We start from the raw sequence: 15114 nt of genomic DNA, 5'->3' as shown, positions 1-15114 counted from the left end.
TCTCATGCGCCTTCATGCGCGGGATGTTTTTCGGACCCAGGGTTGGCCTTGGTAGTGCGCATAGTCTGCCAGATTTAGCAGGGGAATGTCGCCGGCCGAATCACCATACGCATGCAGGACAACCCCTTGTGCAGCGGGGTAATGCTCAGCCAGCCACGCCTTCAGACGCCGCACTTTTTCTTCACCATGGCAATTGCGGGTTTGCATCCGGCCGGTGAGCACCTCACCCTCGAGTTCGAGCTCTGTACAGAGGACAGCATCCATATGCAAAACCTCACCGGTGCGGTGTAAATAAATTCCCGGCGATGCACTGATGATCAGGCAACGATGGCCGCGCGCCTGATGCCAGCGCAGGCGGGCAAGCGCATCCGGGTTCCATTGCCCCGGCAGATACTGCCCGACAAAGTCGGCAGTCCATTGCCCCACTTCCGCCATCGAGCGGCCACCCAGGCTGGCGTGAAGCAGCCGCGCCTTCGCCCGGTGGTTACTGATGATCCGGAACGCGTAAGCCGCCAGCCAGGGCGCGCTTTGCAGCAGGGCCAGCAGAAAGTTTGGCCAGCCCAGGCTGCGCCAAAGATAAGGAAGCAGGGTGTCACGCCGCGTCAGCGTACCGTCAAAGTCGAAGGCTGCAACCTCTATGGCGGCAGGATTCTTCGTCTCACTTGTTGCCTCAGCTACTTCGTGCATCGCACCTCGCCGCACAGGCGTTCACAAAATGGACAACCCGTCATGGGCAGCCAGGCAGGGATGTTGTAGTAACGGCTGTAGATGGGCGCAAGCACGCCGCTCTTGTAGGCTGCGTAGTTGAACCCTTTGCCCTCGACCGCATAAAAAGGCACGCCGTCCTGCGAAAAACTGAGCACATGAACACTGTCGAAATACGGTTGGTATTCCTCGATGCGCGGTGCGTCCATGCGAACGATGCGTACCGTCTTTCCCTGGTAAAGAGAGAAGTCCACCAGCATGTCGTCCTGGCGCGCGTGGAAGTTTCCCGGGCCAAACACCGGCACATAAGTGCGCAGCTCGTAACCGTAGATCGACGCAGGGGTATAGGCATGCGCCATCAGGGCCACGCCGGGGGCCACCACCTGCTGCAGCATCTCGGCAGTTTTATAGCTGCGGATGATCTGCGGATACAGCTTGGTGCTCTTCCAGTTCTCAAGCGAGCTGGCATACAAGCCCGCCACAATCAGCACATGCAGGGCCGCAAACACCGCCATGCCCACGGCGCATGCCTTGAGTTTTTCAAGCGGCAAGGCAAAGGCCAGCAACGCAAAGCCGAAGGGGTAAAACGACAGCACCCAATGCAGGCCAACGACTTTTTTGAGCGACAGCAGGGCAAAAAATACAAGAGGAACCACCACCACGCAGGCCAGCAACCGATGCTGGCGCGAGGCGGCAGCCAACACAGTCCGCTGCGTCCATGCCAGCCAGACCGCAATCGGCGTGACCAGGTAGACCATCAAGGCCAGGTAGAGCACCGGCTTGTTCCACTCGAACCCCGCCCCCTCGTTGCGGTTGTAGAGGTTGAACATGATGTTCGACCAGCCGTGGGACATGTTGTAGGCAATGTTGATGGCCGGCCCCGGCAAGGCGCACAGGACCAGCACCACAAACGCCGGCCAGCGCTCACGCCGGTAAAGGGCGAAATACACCAGGTAGGTCAGGCCCAAAATGACCGAGAAGTATTTGGACAGGAAAGCACACCCCAAAAACAGGCCCGATAGTGCGTACAGCCTCCAGGCCGTTCCGTCCATTTTTTCGCGCCGCTCGGCACGCAGCAACAGGGCCGCCGACAGTACCGACCAAAAAATCAGCGGCGTGTCGGTCGTGATCAGAACATTGAGCCAATTAATGGGCGCCAGCCAGAACAGCAGTACGGCCCAGGCGGCACGCACCCGGTCCAGCGGGCTCAAGGCCCAGGCCAGCAGGCCGCCGATGGCCAGCGGCAGCAAAACCACCGGCAGGCGTATCGCCCAGGTCGTATCCCCCAAAGTGGCACGCATCAGCGCAATCAACCAGCCAACCATCGGCGGATGGTCGTAGTAGCCCCAATCCGGATAGACACCCCACCAGTAGAAAAAAGCTTCGTCGCCCGTAATCGGAAAGGTCACGGAGATTGCCAGGCGCAAGGCCAGCGACAACGCGCCGGCAGCGACAAGCCAGCGCACCAGGAGCGGAGAAAGGGCGGTGGTGGCTGCAGAGCCGGAACGTTCAGGCATGGGTGTAAAAGCTATTTGAAACTGATGTCGCGAATGGCGGCACTATAGACCAGCGCCAGCGCCCCGATGGCCACGGCCAGCCAGAGCGTCAGTACCCGGGCCAACACCGTGATCCCCAGCGCTTGCGCAGCGCCGGCACCATGCACCACCAACAAGCCGGTCAACAGGGCCTCCATGCCACCCAGGCCAGCCGGCAGCAGCGAAAGCGCGCCGCCCACCATGGCCACAGCGTAAAACCCCGCGGCCTGCAGCACGCCAATGGAAAGACCGGCATCCCGGCAAAGCAGCCACACCGCCAGCCCCTGGGCAGCCCAGGCCAGCAAGGTCAGTGAAAACCACGCAAGCGGCTGCGTCGCCAGGCATTGCCGGGCGTCCCTGAGCCAGGACAGCCGTTGCAGCAAGCGCTGCCCGAAACCGGACAACAACACCAGCAACCCCAAGACCACCAGGCCCGCAACCAGCCCCAGGCCATAGGCCACGGGCCCGCCAAGGCCGGCGATCCACCAAGCCACGGGCAGGCACATCAACAGCAGGCACAACAAGTCAGCCAGACGCTCCGCGCCAAAAATAGCCAGGCTTTGCGCCGCGCCGAGGGGATGGTGCGCCAGCATCAGCCCACGTGCCGCCTCGCCGATATTGCCTGGCGTCGGTGTGAAGGTATAGCCTGCCAAGTAGAGCCGCAAGCCCTCCACCAGGCCGAGCGGCCGGCCATAGGCAGCCATCCACATGCGCCAGCGCAAGCCGCGCAGCAGGTAATTCAACAGGCACAGGGCCATGGCCTGCAGGCTGGCCAGCGAGCCGAGGCGCCCCAGGGTCGCCCACGGGCTGCCCTGGTCCGCCGACAAAGCCAACGCCAGTGCATAGGCCGTCGCCGCAGCACCGAGGACAAGCAGCAGGGGTTTAAGCGGCAGGCGCGGAGCAGGCGAATCGGGCGGCTTCAAAAGCGGCGCCCCAGAAACACCCCCAGCCAAGCCACCACGGCAAGGAGGATCCAGGGGTCGCGCAGCAAGTCGCGCGACACATCCTCGCCATGCCCGCGGTGCACCTGGTAGGCATACCGCAGCATGCCAAAAATCACAATCGGCACGCTGTAGACCAGCCGGTCGCCATGCTGCAGCTGGGCTTCCGGGCTGGTGGCAAACAATCCGTAGGTCATGAGACTGGCCGTCATCGTGACGGCCATGAACATGTCAAGCAGGGCCGGCGGGTAATGCTCCAGCACGGCCCGCTGGCCGGCTTCATCATGAAAGCTCTCGGCCTTGCGTTTGGAGAACCCGAGGAACAGCGCCACAAACAACCCAGCCAGCAGCAGCCAGCGCGAAGGTGGAATGCCCACCGCCAGCGTGCCGGCCAGCAGCCTGAGCATGAAGCCTGATGCAATGATGGAAACATCCACCACCGGCACATGCTTGAGCCGCCAGGAATACGCCAGATTCAGCGTCACATAGAGGCCAAGCAAAATCAGCAGCGTCAGGTTGTACGCTGCAAAAAACACACCGGCGGCCAGCAGCAGCATCGCCAGGGCCAGCGCGGCCGCCGGCTGCACGGCGCCACTGGCCAGAGGGCGCAGGCGTTTGACAGGGTGCCGGACATCGCTGGCCCGGTCATGCCAGTCATTGAGGATGTAGACCGCACTGGAAAAGCAGCAGAACGCGGCAAAGGCTTTCAGCACTCTCAGCGCCAGCGGCCCGTCGCTCCAGCTCTGGCTGAACACCAGCCCGGCAAACACAAAGGCGTTTTTCAGCCATTGGTGCGGACGCATCAGGGTGACGAGGCTGGGCAATGAAGACATGGGCGAGAAAAAGAGACGGTTGGTTGGAGGGCATAGACCACGTCCGCGCGGTCGGGTTCAAGCATAACCGCCTCCGCAGCAGCCAAAGGGATTGGTCAATCCGGACCCGGCCGGCCCGCTGCGGGTCTTCGTGTGGGGGACCCCACCCGTGCCCCGTGGCTGCAGCCTCAAGTGCAGTGTTGCATGCTTGATGGAACAAATAAAAGCGATGGATTTTGGGTCAGGGCAAGGCGCAAACCACAGCGATACCCCAGGTATCGCGCGGATTTGCAACGCAGCCATGGCGCAAAAGACGCGGTTTTATGTTCCAGACAGCGTGCAACACTGCACTAACTACAGCCCGAACAACGCAAACGCTTCTGCGGCCCTGCGTTGCAAAGCGCCGGTTATTCCCTGACCCGCCCCAGCGAATCAATCAGGCTGAGCTCCACCAGGCGGGAGCCCACGCGATCATCGGCGAAGTGAACGCGAAAACCGCCTATGCTCACCTCGTTCAGCCCATCAATGGCCTTTTTAAGTTTGGCCCGCGTTGGTTCTTTGCCGGCGCGCCGCAATGCCTCGGCATACACCCGCGCGGCAATATAGCCTTCCAGCATATAAACATTGGGTTTGCCCAGCTTCGCGGCCGCCGCGTCCTCTTGCAGCTCGCGCACCACTGCCACGCGGTTACCGTCGCTTTTGGGCACCGCACGCACCACCACCACGCCGGCCCCTGCCGGGCCAAGTTGCTCGGCCAGCAGGCTTTCACCCGTGTTGGAAAAACCGTAAATAGCCCCACGAAAACCCTTGGCGCGCAAGGCGCGAACCGCAGGAGCAGCGGCAACGGAGTCACTGATCAAGAGAACCGATTCAGGCTTGGCCGCAAGCACCTTCTCGACCGTGGCCGCCAACCCAGCCGAGCCCAAGGTGTCTTTGCCCAACAAATTGACGCCCAGGCTGGTGAAGACCCGTGTTGCCGAATCCAGCGCCGCCTGGGATTCGCTATCGCCGGCGTACAGGATGAAAAACTTTCGGGCCCCCAGGGTTTCAGCATGTTTTGTCACTGCTGCGGCCTCTTCCGAATAGCCGGGGCGCAGCAAATAAACGTTGGGGTATTGAGGACCCCGAAATTCATCGGCGGCAGCCATGGGCGCGAACAGAACTGTTTCGCTGTTCTTGATAAGCGGGTAAACCGTGGTGACCTGGGGGGAGCCATAAAAACCAAAGAGGGAGAACACACCCTGCCCAAGCAGCTTTTGGGTGTTTGCCGCCGTGGTCGCCGCGTAGCCTTCGTCATCCAGAGTAACCAGTTCGATCTGGCGACCATGGATGCCGCCGGCCGCGTTGACGCGGTCAAAGTACATCTTGGCCCCCTGATGAAAGGGCTTGGCCAGCGACGAACCCGGACCGGTCAGCGGCAGGGACTGCCCCAGCACGATAGCGGTCTTGCTCACGCCGTCCTGACCAAAGCTGGCAGCGCTGGCCAGCAGCAAAGCCGCCACAGCCAGGGTTTGCCGCAGGGGATGAGATGTTTTCATTAGTGCTTCCCTGAAAAGTGGTTCATGGCGGCGGTTGCCTTCATTTATTAACACCATAGTAATAACACCGTAGCCAGATTCATGCCTGAATCCTGCAGTGGCGCCTTTTATTCGCGCACCCGCCCCTGCGAATCGATCAAACCCAACTCAACCAACCGCGACCCCACACGATCCTCCACAAAGTGAACGCGGAAGCCGCCAATACTGACGTCGTCCAGCGCTTCAATCGCTTTCCTGAGTTTGGCCCGTGTCGGCTCCTTGCTCACCCGCCGCAAGGCTTCCGTATAGACCCGGGCCGCGATGTACCCTTCCACCATGTACACATTGGGCTTGCCAAGCTTTGCGGCAGCCGCGTCGGCCTGCAGCTCGCGCACCAGGGCAACCTTGGTTCCATCGCTTTTCGGCACCACGCGTGCAACCACCACGCCGGCCCCGGACTTGCCCAGCAGCTCGGCCAGCAGGCTCTCACCGGTGTTTGAAAAACCATAGATCGGTCCGCGAAAGCCCTTGGCCCGCAACTCACGCACCACCAAGGCGGCACTTTGGGAGTCACCAATCACCAGCACCGATTCGGGGCCGGGTGCCAGCGCCTTGTCCACACTGCCGCCAACCTTGCTACCGGTAAAGGCGGCGGTGGTCAGCAAGTTGGCGCCCATGCTGGTCATGGTTCGCTGGGCCGACTCCAGTGCAGCCAGGGACTCGCCGTCGTTGGCATGCAGGATGGCCAGCTTGCGCGCGCCCAGGGCGGCAGCATGCCTGGTGATGGCCGCCGCCTCTTCCGAATAACCTGGCCGCAGCGAATACACATTGGCATACAGCGCGCCGCGAAACTCGTCGGCAGCCGCCATGGGGGCAAACAGCAGTACGTCGCCGTCCTTGATCAGCGGGTAGGCAGCCGTCACCTGGGGCGAGCCGTAAAAACCAAACAACGAGAGCACGCCCTGGTCAAGCAGCTTTTTGGTGTTGACCAAGGTGTTGGCAGGGTTGCCCTGGTCGTCCAGCGTCACCAGTTCAATTTTGCGGCCGTTGACACCGCCGGCGGCGTTGACGGTGTCGAAGTACAGCTTGGCGCCCTGGTGGAAAGACTGGGCCAGCGAAGACCCGGGGCCAGACATGGCCAGTGTCTGGCCAAGCACAATGGAAGTTTTGCTGACCCCGTCCTGGCTGTGTACAACTGCACCGGCGAACGCCAGGACAGCTACGATAAGGGTTTGCCCCAGCGGGTGTAATGTTTTCATATTGGTTGCCCTGGCTGAAGCGCAAGCAGGGCCGACTCCTTGTAAGTAAATGTAGTTCTATTTATGCCGGTTTCCATCAGCATCTCCCCTAATGTAAGTTTCGTGAAAGGCGCGGCCAAAGTGCGCGGCGCCTGCCCGCACGACTGTCCCGATACCTGCGCGCTGGTAACCACCGTGGAAAACGGTGTAGCGGTCAAAGTCCAGGGCAATCCCGAACACGCACAAACCGGCGGCGTGTTGTGTACCAAGGTGTCGCGCTACCCCGAGCGCACCTACCACCCCGACCGCATCCTGCAACCCCTCAAGCGCGTGGGCCCCAAGGGCTCCGGGCAGTTCGAGGCGGTCAGTTGGGAGAGCGCGCTGGACGAGATCGCAGCGCAGCTCAAGGCCATTGCACAACGCGACCCCCAAGCCATCGCACCCTACAGCTACGCCGGCACCATGGGCCTGGTGCAAAGCGAAAGCATTGCGGCGCGCTTTTTCAACAAACTGGGCGCTTCGCTGCTGGACCGCACCATCTGTTCAGCCGCCGGCGGCGAGGGCCTGACACAAACCCTGGGCGGCAAGGTCGGCATGAAGGTCGAGTTTTTTGCCGAAGCAAAACTGATCCTGATCTGGGGCAGCAATTCAATTGCCAGCAACCTGCACTTCTGGCGCTATGCGCAAGAGGCCAAACGCCAGGGCGCAAAAATCATCTGCATCGACCCGCGCAAAACCGAGACCGCCGAGAAATGCCACGAGCACATCGCCCTGCGCCCCGGCACAGACGCCGCGCTGGCGCTGGGCATCATGCACGAACTGATTGTTCACGACTGGCTCGACCATGCCTATATCAATGCCCATACCGAAGGCTGGCCCTTGCTGCGCGAGCGCGCACTGCTATGGAATCCGGAGCGTGTTGCAGAGGTATGCGGCGTACCGGTGGAACAGGTGCGCTCTCTGGCGCGGGACTACGGCCAGTGTTTCGTCAATGGGCAACCCGCGGCGATTCGCCTGAACTACGGCATGCAGCGCGTGCGCGGCGGCGGCAACGCCACGCGGGCCGTGGCCTGCCTGCCGGCACTCATTGGCGCTTGGCGACACCGCGCCGGCGGCGTGTTGCTGTCAAGCTCGGGCATGTTCCCTATCAACCGGGCGGCGCTCCAGCGGCCTGACCTGCTGGCCGGCCGCCAGCCGCGCACCATCAACATGGTCACCATCGGGGACGACCTGCTCAGGGACAGCTCCCCCGGCTTCGGCCCGAAGATAGAAGCGCTGATCGTCTACAACAGCAATCCGGTCGCGGTGGCCCCTGACTCGGGCAAGGTGGTTCAAGGTTTTGCGCGCGAAGACCTGTTTACCGTGGTGCTGGAACATTTTCAGACCGACACCGCCGACTATGCCGACTTCATCTTGCCGGCCACCACGCAGCTGGAGCATTGGGACGTGCACGGCGCTTATGGCCACACCGACGTTTTGTTGAACCAGCCGGCGATTGCGCCCGTGGGCCAGGCCCGGCCCAACACCGAAGTCTTCCGCGGTCTGGCGGCGCGCATGGGTTACACCGAGCCCTGCTTTGCCGACGACGACGAAACCCTGTGCCGCACAGCCTTCAGCCACCCCGGTGGTGACCGCATTGATTTCAATGAGTTGCTGGACAAGGGGTTTGCTTCACTGCCTGTCTCCGACGCCCCGTTTGCCGAAGGCCATTTCCCCACCCCCTCCGGCAAATGCGAGTTTTTCAGCGCGCGCTTGCAGGCCCAGGGCCTGGACGGCCTGCCTGACCACGTGCCCAACTACGAGGTGGCCGGCACATCGGCAGGCCACCCGCTGGCCATGATCTCTCCACCGGCCCGCAACTTCCTGAACTCCACCTTTGTCAACGTCAAAAGCCTGCGTGACATTGAAGGCGAACCGGTGCTGGAAATCAACGCAGAGGACGCATTGGCGCGCGGCATCACCGCCGGTGCCGTCGTCAGGGTGTTCAACCAGCGCGGCGAATACCGCGTCAAGGCCGAGGTGTCCAAACGCGCCCGACCCGGCGTGGTTCATGGCCTGGGCGTCTGGTGGCGCAAGTTCGGCCTGGACGGTACCAACGTCAACCAGCTCACCAGCCAGCACCTGACCGACCTCGGGCGTGGCCCTGTTTTCTACGATTGCATGGTCGAGGTGCAACTTGACACCTCGCCATCACTCTGAAGAGGATGCGCGCCATCCGGACAACGCCCCGAACAGCCGCCCTGCTCACCGCCGTGCTGCTGGGCCTGTCTGGTTGCGCCAGCATCGGGTATTACTGGCAATCCGTCAGCGGCCACCTTCAATTGATGAAGGCCGCCCGGCCCGTTGACGACTGGCTGCAGGACAGCGAAACCCCCGAAAAACTCAGGGCCCGGCTGGCCCTGACCCAGCAGATACGGCGCTTTGCCGTCACCGAACTGAAGCTCCCCGACAACGCCAGCTACCAGCGCTACGCTGACCTGCGCCGCAAGGCCGTGGTGTGGAACGTGTCGGCAGCACCCGAGTTTTCGCTGACGCTGCACACTTGGTGCTTTCCTGTCACCGGCTGCGTGGGCTACAAGGGCTACTTTGACGAAGACGAGGCGCGCGCCGAAGCCGACAGACTGCGCGCACAGGGCCTGGAGGCCAGCGTCTATGGGGTGCCGGCGTATTCCACCCTCGGCTGGATGAACTGGGCGGGCGGTGACCCGTTGCTCAACACCTTCATCGGCTACCCCGACGGTGAACTCGCCAGACTGATTTTTCATGAGCTGGCCCACCAGGTGGTTTACGCCGCCAACGACATGGACTTCAACGAGTCCTTTGCCACCGCGGTAGAGCGCCTGGGCGGCGCACGCTGGCTGGCCGCCCATGGCAGCCCTGCGGCGCGCGAGGAATACGCGGTGTACAGCCAGCGCCGCCAGCAGTTTCGCGCCCTGACTTTGCGCCTGCGGCGCGAATTGAGTGAAATTTATGAGTCAAAACCGGTTCAAGCCCAAGAAAGGCGGGCGCAAGCAGCTATGAAAAACATAGCAATGCAGACTTTTCACACGCGTTATGCAGCCCTGCGCGAAAGCTGGGGCGGCTACGCCGGCTACGACCCGTGGGTAGCCCGCACCAACAACGCATCCCTTGGCGCGCTGGCCGCCTATGACGAACTGGTGCCCGGCTTTGAAGCCCTGTTTGTGCGCGAAGGCAGCGACTGGCCGCGGTTTTATGATGCGGTCAGGCGGCTGGCAGCCCTGCCCAAAGCAGAACGCCACGCAGCGCTTCAAACTTTCACAACAACCCAGAACAAGGAGACACCCCATGGCTGACATCCACATCGAGCGCGAACACACCCTGGGCCTGGCCCAGGCGCGCAAGATCGCTTTCAAATGGGCCGAGCAGGTCGAAGAAAAATTCGACATGAGCTGCACCTATGAAGAAGGCGCCAGCGAGGACGAAGTCAGTTTTACCCGATCGGGTGTCAACGGCACGCTCAAGGTCACCAAAGACCTGTTTGAGCTCGACGCCAAACTGGGCTTTCTGCTCGGCGCCTTCAAGGACAAGATCGAAGGCGAGATCGTCAAAAACCTGGATGCGCTGCTGGCGCAGAAAAAGCCTGCCGCCAAAAAGAAACCCGCAGCGAAATGACGGCAGCGGCCCAATTGGGCCGCATTGTTCCTCTATATGCACATGATCGTGAGGCGGTGCCCCTGATGCTCTGCATGCTCAAGAACTTTCCAGCCTAGCCGGGCGTACAGGGCTTCGCTGTTCGGTGTAAATAAATAGACCTTGTCCATGCCCATGCCGGCGGCCTCCTGAACCGCATGCCGAACCAGCGCCGACCCTATCCCTCTGTTCCTGTGATCGGCCGCCACATAAACGCTGGACAGCCACGGCGACAAATGGGAATGGGTAATCGTCTGTGCCAACAGACTTGCCGATCCCAGGAGCTGGTCTTCGCAGACCGCTACAAAAGTCACCGGCAATGCACCTTTCTGCGCGGATGCCCTCAACCTTTCCGTGCGCTGCTCAATCGTGACCGCGGTATTGAGATAGCCAAATTGCGCCTGGTGCCACGCGGCCAGCGTCGCAAGATGCTGCGGGTGATCGGCAAGATGGTCAATGCGCACGGAAGGCGCGGCGTGCCTCACGCCAGCTGCACCCACGCTGCAACAGACATGGGCGGCACGGTAACGGTGTGCTCGTCGCGGCCCGCCAATTCGCGAGCCAGCAACGCGTCGACGTCGTGGTGATCCGCATCCGCACGCCCAAGCTTTCGGGCCATGGGCGTGACCGACCTGACCGCCTCCAGGGGAAGTTCAACCGAACGCGCGCCATATTGAGGAGGCGCTGAAGTCTGTACTTGCACACTGCCGTAACGCATCAAAATACTCGGCAACCTTGCTGCCATGTAGGGGTTGATGCCTGCGTCCAGCATGACGTCGCCGATGAACACAATGGCTTGATGTGTTTCTGGAGAAGCAGGCGGCCAGATGCTGCTGTGTACACCGCGGAAAAAATCCATTTCCAGAAATGCCATCGTCCCCCCCGGTCGAACCCATTTCGCCACCCGCGCAACGGCTGCCTCGGGACTGGCGACGTACAACAGGAAGTACCGTCCAACGATGGCGTCAAACGTCCGGGCCGGTTCAAAATCGTCCAGATCAGCCAAAACAAACTTCACGTTCCGAAAACCCGCTTCAGCTACGCGCTTCGCAGCAGCGTCCAGCTGAGCTGGGTCACGGTCCATTGCAACCACCTCGCCGCCAGACCCCACACGGCTCGCCAGCAACAAGGTCACGTCGCCGCTTCCGCAGCCCAACTCCAGAACCTGGGACTCGGGTTGGACACCGGCTCCTGTCAGCAGGCTCTCGGTAAGCGGCAATATCGCCAGCGCCTGCATTTTCAGCCTGTCGCGCTCTTTTTCACTGCTGTGCAGCGGATAGTTTTTCATCCTTGATGGATCCTGTTTTGTTTGTTTTGTCATGCCGTTTCAGAGCTGCCGCAAAGTGTCTGAACGGTGGGGCGCACATCAGCAATGTGATTCGCGAGGATTCAGTATCCAGTTCGGAACACGCGCAGCACAGTGTGTGAACTACGGTATCCAGACGGTCCAGCCACGGTAAGCAATACCGTAGGCAACTTGAACCATGAGCGCGCTAAAAGAGTCCGTATTGCGCGGCCCGGTGCGCTGCTTCAGCCCGCGTCTTGCTGCCCAGAGCTTTCAGGGCAGCGCCCACATGCATCTCCACCGTACGCGGACTCAGGGACAGTGTGCGTGCAATCTGCTTGTCGGTTTGCCCTTGCGCTACCTGCCTGAGTACATCGGCTTGACGCACGGTCAGCCGGAAAGTCTGCGCAGGTACCGCAGCGCCCTCATTGCCGGCGAGAAATTCAAGCACGGTGTCGCGCACCCGGGGCCACGCCGGCTCCTCAGCCAAAGGAATATTGTTGTGCGACTCAACGGGAACGAAGCGTGAGGAGGGAATGAGCGCTGCCAGCCTCTGCCCCTCGTCCATCGGATACAGGATGTCGTGGCGGGCATGCAGAACCAGGGAAGGGGCGTCAATCCGCTGCGCGCTTTCGCTGAGGTCAAGATCGTAAAACGCACGAACGCTCTGCGCAGCGATGGCGCCGTTCATGCGCTGGCTGACGATTCGATCATGGGCCTCAAGTTGCCCGGCCGAAGCGTCTGGCAGAAATTGCGCGGTGAATATGCGCCGGAAAGACACCGCAAACTCGCTTCGCCCGTCCAGCCCGGATTCATACACTTGCAGCGCCGCCATGGCGTCGGCTCGCTGCGCAGCAGTCAGCTCGCGCCGCAAACGCCCGCGAACCGCCCCTCCATAAATAATCAGGCGTGTCAGCCGGTCGGTATGGCGCGCGGCATATTCGATTGCCGCGTACGACCCGGTACACACCGCCATCATGGCAAAACGCGTCAGACCGGCAGCATTGACCACCGCCTCGATGTCTTCCACCCAGGCATCCAGCGACATGCGCTCTGGCCTGCGGTCCGAGAGCCCACAACCCCGCATATCCAGCCTGATCACGGTGTGGCGGGCGGTCAGCGCATCCATCCAGTGCTTGCTCGCAGGTCCAGGCGATGCCAGGTCGTTGTCGGTGTACTGCAAGGTGACCCATACAACAGGCGGCCCACTACCAGTGGCAGTGAAAGCGATGGTCGTTCCGTCAGCGCTTTTGCAAAAATGAATGGAAGGTGGATTCTTCAAGGGAGAAAGCAATTACAAAAACCTGCGCGGCAAACAGACTGTTCGCCCCGTCCTGCGGGATCTTCTGTGAGGGCCCAAGTATCACACCGCGAAACAGCGTCGTGAATGGTGACCGAAAGCAACAAGACCAGCTGAAATGCCGTTTGAATGCAAAAGCGGCAATTGCCAAGCGTTTTATGATGCTTGAAAGCGACGGCGGGAATGCTCGAAGACCGCGCCTGAAAATTCCGGCGATACGCTGGTACAACTGAACATCCATCATGGCTGACATCCACATTAAAGAAGAACCCTTCCCCAACATGAAGTCCGCCGCAAAATGACGACCACTTCCGGTCCTCTGGCAGGCCTGAAAGTGGTGGAACTGGGCCAGCTCATCGCCGGGCCCTTTGCCGCCAAGACGCTGGCCGATTTTGGCGCCGACGTCATCAAGATAGAAGCTCCCCGCACGGGCGACCCACTGCGCAAATGGCGCCTGCTGAAAGATGGCACCTCGGTCTGGTGGCAGGTGCAATCGCGCAACAAGCGCTCGGTCGCGCTCGATTTGCGACAAGCCGAAGCGCAAGACATCGTGCGCAAGCTCGCCGCCGACGCTGATGTGCTGATTGAAAACTTCCGCCCCGGCGCCATGGAAGGCTGGGGCCTGGGCCCTGACGAGCTGCTGGCCCTGAACCCCAAACTCATCATGCTGCGCATCAGCGGCTACGGTCAGACCGGGCCCTACCGTGACCGCCCGGGTTTTGGCGTGGTGGCCGAAGCCATGAGCGGCCTGCGCCACCTGACCGGCGAGCCCGGCCGCGTGCCGGTGCGCGTTGGCGTCAGTATTGGCGACACCCTGGCCGCGCTGCACGGCGTGATTGGCATTTTGCTGGCGCTGCAGCACCGGCATGCGTCAGGCAAAGGGCAAGTCGTTGATGTGGCACTGTACGAAGCCGTCTTCAACTGCATGGAAAGCCTGCTGCCCGAATACAGTGCCTTCGGCACCGTGCGCGGCCCGGCCGGCAGCGCCATGCCCGGCATTGCGCCGACCAATGCCTACCGTTGTAGCGATGGTGGCTACGCACTGATAGCAGGCAATGGCGACAGCATCTTCAAACGCCTGATGCAATGCATAGGCCGGCCCGATCTGGCCGCAGACCCCGCATTGACCAGCAACGACGGCCGCGTGCTGCGCGTGCAGGAGCTTGACGACGCGATCGGCCAATGGGCGGGCAGCGTGAGCGTGGAAGAAGTTCTGGCAGTGCTGGAAAGCGCCGAAGTACCCGCGGGAAAAATCTACACCGTCGCCGACATAGCGGCCGACCCACACTACGCTGCGCGCGGCATGCTGCAGAAAGTGCAGATGGACGACGGTTCGGAACTCGCCGTGCCGGGCTTTGTACCCAAGCTATCCGCCACACCCGGCGGCCAGCGTCGCAATGCCCCTGCGCTGGGCCAGGATACCGATGCGGTGCTGCGTGAGGTGGGGTTGACGGAGGCGCAGATTGTTGCGCTAAGGGCGCGGGGGATTGTGGGGTAAGTGTTTTGCTATTTTATTAATAGCTGTTTGCGCCCGTGGAATAAGGACCAGTGGCACATTTGGCTATATGCCATGCCAAACCTAGAATCGTGCGGTTTTAGGGTGCGATTTAACTACATGACTGCGAGCGTCCATGCATAAAAACACTTGGTACAACAAGGGCTTAGCGCCAAATCAGCGAGCGGAGTTATACCGTAGCGGCCAAGTTATACCGCGGGTTTTGCGGCATACATTGAGTTATGGCGCTCTATGAGTAAGCTTGCCACGATCCTCCTTGGTCCTCAATGGGTTTCTCGCAGAAGGAAGAAAAGGCTGGTGGCTGCAAGGCTCCAACTGAATCCCGCCACGCAAGCTGAGGAGTACGCGCGATTGACCGAACAGATAAAGTTCGAAGAGGACTTTGTCGAGTCTTTTACAAATTTCGTCAAGGAGAGGCAGGCCGCGCGGTTCAGACAGTCATTTTCCGTTAGCGCCAAAGGGATATTTCAACTCCTTGGCCTTACCGTCCTCATTTTTGTCGCAATCGGCCTTAAGAGGTATTTCCTTGGCTAATCACCATAACAAATTGCTCGTCATGGACGCACGGCAGGGAGAGGCCGCTTCGCGGCCAGTGCTGTGCGCCAGACAGCGCC

General features: G+C 61.2%; 14 protein-coding genes. 4 read left to right on the top strand and 10 right to left on the bottom strand.

The features are described 5' to 3' along the window. Nucleotides 1–12: 12 nt before the first annotated feature. From B0B52_RS05830 to B0B52_RS05805, 6 genes are all read right to left on the bottom strand, one after another. The gene (locus B0B52_RS05830; RefSeq protein ID WP_077592678.1) at nt 13–687 is read right to left on the bottom strand and encodes an HAD family hydrolase; all 675 of its coding nucleotides are present in this window, start codon (nt 685–687) and stop codon (nt 13–15) included. Further along, entirely contained in the window at nt 675–2222 is a 1548-nt protein-coding gene (locus B0B52_RS05825; protein WP_077592677.1) for a glycosyltransferase family 39 protein, read from the bottom strand. Before B0B52_RS05825 ends, B0B52_RS05830 begins: the two co-directional genes overlap by 13 nt. Before the next feature lie 11 nt (nt 2223–2233). Beyond that, nucleotides 2234–3163 carry a lysylphosphatidylglycerol synthase transmembrane domain-containing protein gene (locus tag B0B52_RS05820; protein WP_077592676.1) on the bottom strand — a complete coding sequence of 310 codons (930 nt, stop codon included), beginning with the start codon at nt 3161–3163 and terminating at the stop codon, nt 2234–2236. Beyond that, nucleotides 3160–4014, bottom strand: a complete 855-nt coding sequence (locus B0B52_RS05815; protein ID WP_077592675.1) for a decaprenyl-phosphate phosphoribosyltransferase — start codon at nt 4012–4014, stop codon at nt 3160–3162. The genes B0B52_RS05820 and B0B52_RS05815 overlap by 4 nt, the downstream gene beginning before the upstream one ends. Nucleotides 4015–4400: 386 nt before the next feature. After that, complete coding sequence (locus B0B52_RS05810; RefSeq protein ID WP_077592674.1) at nt 4401–5531, bottom strand: ABC transporter substrate-binding protein; 1131 nt, start codon at nt 5529–5531, stop codon at nt 4401–4403. Between the two features lie 107 nt (nt 5532–5638). Next, the gene (locus B0B52_RS05805; RefSeq protein ID WP_077592673.1) at nt 5639–6769 is read right to left on the bottom strand and encodes an ABC transporter substrate-binding protein; all 1131 of its coding nucleotides are present in this window, start codon (nt 6767–6769) and stop codon (nt 5639–5641) included. Nucleotides 6770–6832: 63 nt separating this feature from the next. Here B0B52_RS05805 and B0B52_RS05800 point away from each other — a divergent pair, with 63 nt between their 5' ends. Genes B0B52_RS05800 through B0B52_RS05790 form a run of 3 tightly spaced genes read left to right on the top strand, consistent with a single transcriptional unit; the run spans nt 6833 to nt 10381 of the window. After that, nucleotides 6833–8947, top strand: coding sequence for a molybdopterin-dependent oxidoreductase (locus tag B0B52_RS05800; protein WP_077592672.1), 2115 nt, complete (start codon nt 6833–6835; stop codon nt 8945–8947). A gap of 5 nt (nt 8948–8952) precedes the next feature. Continuing rightward, nucleotides 8953–10062 carry an aminopeptidase gene (locus tag B0B52_RS05795; RefSeq protein WP_077592671.1) on the top strand — a complete coding sequence of 370 codons (1110 nt, stop codon included), beginning with the start codon at nt 8953–8955 and terminating at the stop codon, nt 10060–10062. Beyond that, nucleotides 10055–10381 carry a polyhydroxyalkanoic acid system family protein gene (locus tag B0B52_RS05790; RefSeq protein ID WP_077592670.1) on the top strand — a complete coding sequence of 109 codons (327 nt, stop codon included), beginning with the start codon at nt 10055–10057 and terminating at the stop codon, nt 10379–10381. Before B0B52_RS05795 ends, B0B52_RS05790 begins: the two co-directional genes overlap by 8 nt. A gap of 32 nt (nt 10382–10413) precedes the next feature. On the opposite strand, the gene B0B52_RS05785 is transcribed toward B0B52_RS05790, so the two are convergent. From B0B52_RS05785 to B0B52_RS22025, 4 genes are all read right to left on the bottom strand, one after another. Beyond that, nucleotides 10414–10863: a GNAT family N-acetyltransferase gene (locus tag B0B52_RS05785; RefSeq protein WP_168173479.1), complete on the bottom strand. Its 450-nt coding sequence runs from the start codon at nt 10861–10863 to the stop codon at nt 10414–10416. 17 nt (nt 10864–10880) lie between these two features. After that, the gene (locus B0B52_RS05780; protein ID WP_168173478.1) at nt 10881–11687 is read right to left on the bottom strand and encodes a trans-aconitate 2-methyltransferase; all 807 of its coding nucleotides are present in this window, start codon (nt 11685–11687) and stop codon (nt 10881–10883) included. Nucleotides 11688–11892: 205 nt separating this feature from the next. Beyond that, nucleotides 11893–12867, bottom strand: a complete 975-nt coding sequence (locus B0B52_RS05775; RefSeq protein ID WP_139351828.1) for an alpha/beta fold hydrolase — start codon at nt 12865–12867, stop codon at nt 11893–11895. Nucleotides 12868–12925: 58 nt separating this feature from the next. Further along, the gene (locus B0B52_RS22025) at nt 12926–13228 is read right to left on the bottom strand and encodes a hypothetical protein (RefSeq protein WP_139351827.1); all 303 of its coding nucleotides are present in this window, start codon (nt 13226–13228) and stop codon (nt 12926–12928) included. Between the two features lie 54 nt (nt 13229–13282). On the opposite strand from B0B52_RS22025, the gene B0B52_RS05770 reads away from it, so the two are divergent. After that, on the top strand, nt 13283–14482 hold the full coding sequence (locus B0B52_RS05770) for a CaiB/BaiF CoA-transferase family protein (protein ID WP_077592666.1): 1200 nt from the start codon (nt 13283–13285) through the stop codon (nt 14480–14482). Nucleotides 14483–15114 lie beyond the last annotated feature (632 nt).

This window comes from Polaromonas sp. A23 (assembly GCF_002001015.1).
GTDB lineage: Bacteria > Pseudomonadota > Gammaproteobacteria > Burkholderiales > Burkholderiaceae_C > Polaromonas.
This window is presented reverse-complemented; position numbering and strand designations above follow the sequence as displayed.

Coding starts and splice junctions, on each gene's coding strand:
- B0B52_RS05830 (WP_077592678.1), bottom strand. CDS start 687: ATGCACGAAGTAGCTGAGGCAACAAGTGAGACGAAGAATCCTGCCGCC.
- B0B52_RS05825 (WP_077592677.1), bottom strand. CDS start 2,222: ATGCCTGAACGTTCCGGCTCTGCAGCCACCACCGCCCTTTCTCCGCTC.
- B0B52_RS05815 (WP_077592675.1), bottom strand. CDS start 4,014: ATGTCTTCATTGCCCAGCCTCGTCACCCTGATGCGTCCGCACCAATGG.
- B0B52_RS05810 (WP_077592674.1), bottom strand. CDS start 5,531: ATGAAAACATCTCATCCCCTGCGGCAAACCCTGGCTGTGGCGGCTTTG.
- B0B52_RS05805 (WP_077592673.1), bottom strand. CDS start 6,769: ATGAAAACATTACACCCGCTGGGGCAAACCCTTATCGTAGCTGTCCTG.
- B0B52_RS05800 (WP_077592672.1), top strand. CDS start 6,833: ATGCCGGTTTCCATCAGCATCTCCCCTAATGTAAGTTTCGTGAAAGGC.
- B0B52_RS05795 (WP_077592671.1), top strand. CDS start 8,953: ATGCGCGCCATCCGGACAACGCCCCGAACAGCCGCCCTGCTCACCGCC.
- B0B52_RS05790 (WP_077592670.1), top strand. CDS start 10,055: ATGGCTGACATCCACATCGAGCGCGAACACACCCTGGGCCTGGCCCAG.
- B0B52_RS05780 (WP_168173478.1), bottom strand. CDS start 11,687: ATGAAAAACTATCCGCTGCACAGCAGTGAAAAAGAGCGCGACAGGCTG.
- B0B52_RS22025 (WP_139351827.1), bottom strand. CDS start 13,228: ATGATGGATGTTCAGTTGTACCAGCGTATCGCCGGAATTTTCAGGCGC.
- B0B52_RS05770 (WP_077592666.1), top strand. CDS start 13,283: ATGACGACCACTTCCGGTCCTCTGGCAGGCCTGAAAGTGGTGGAACTG.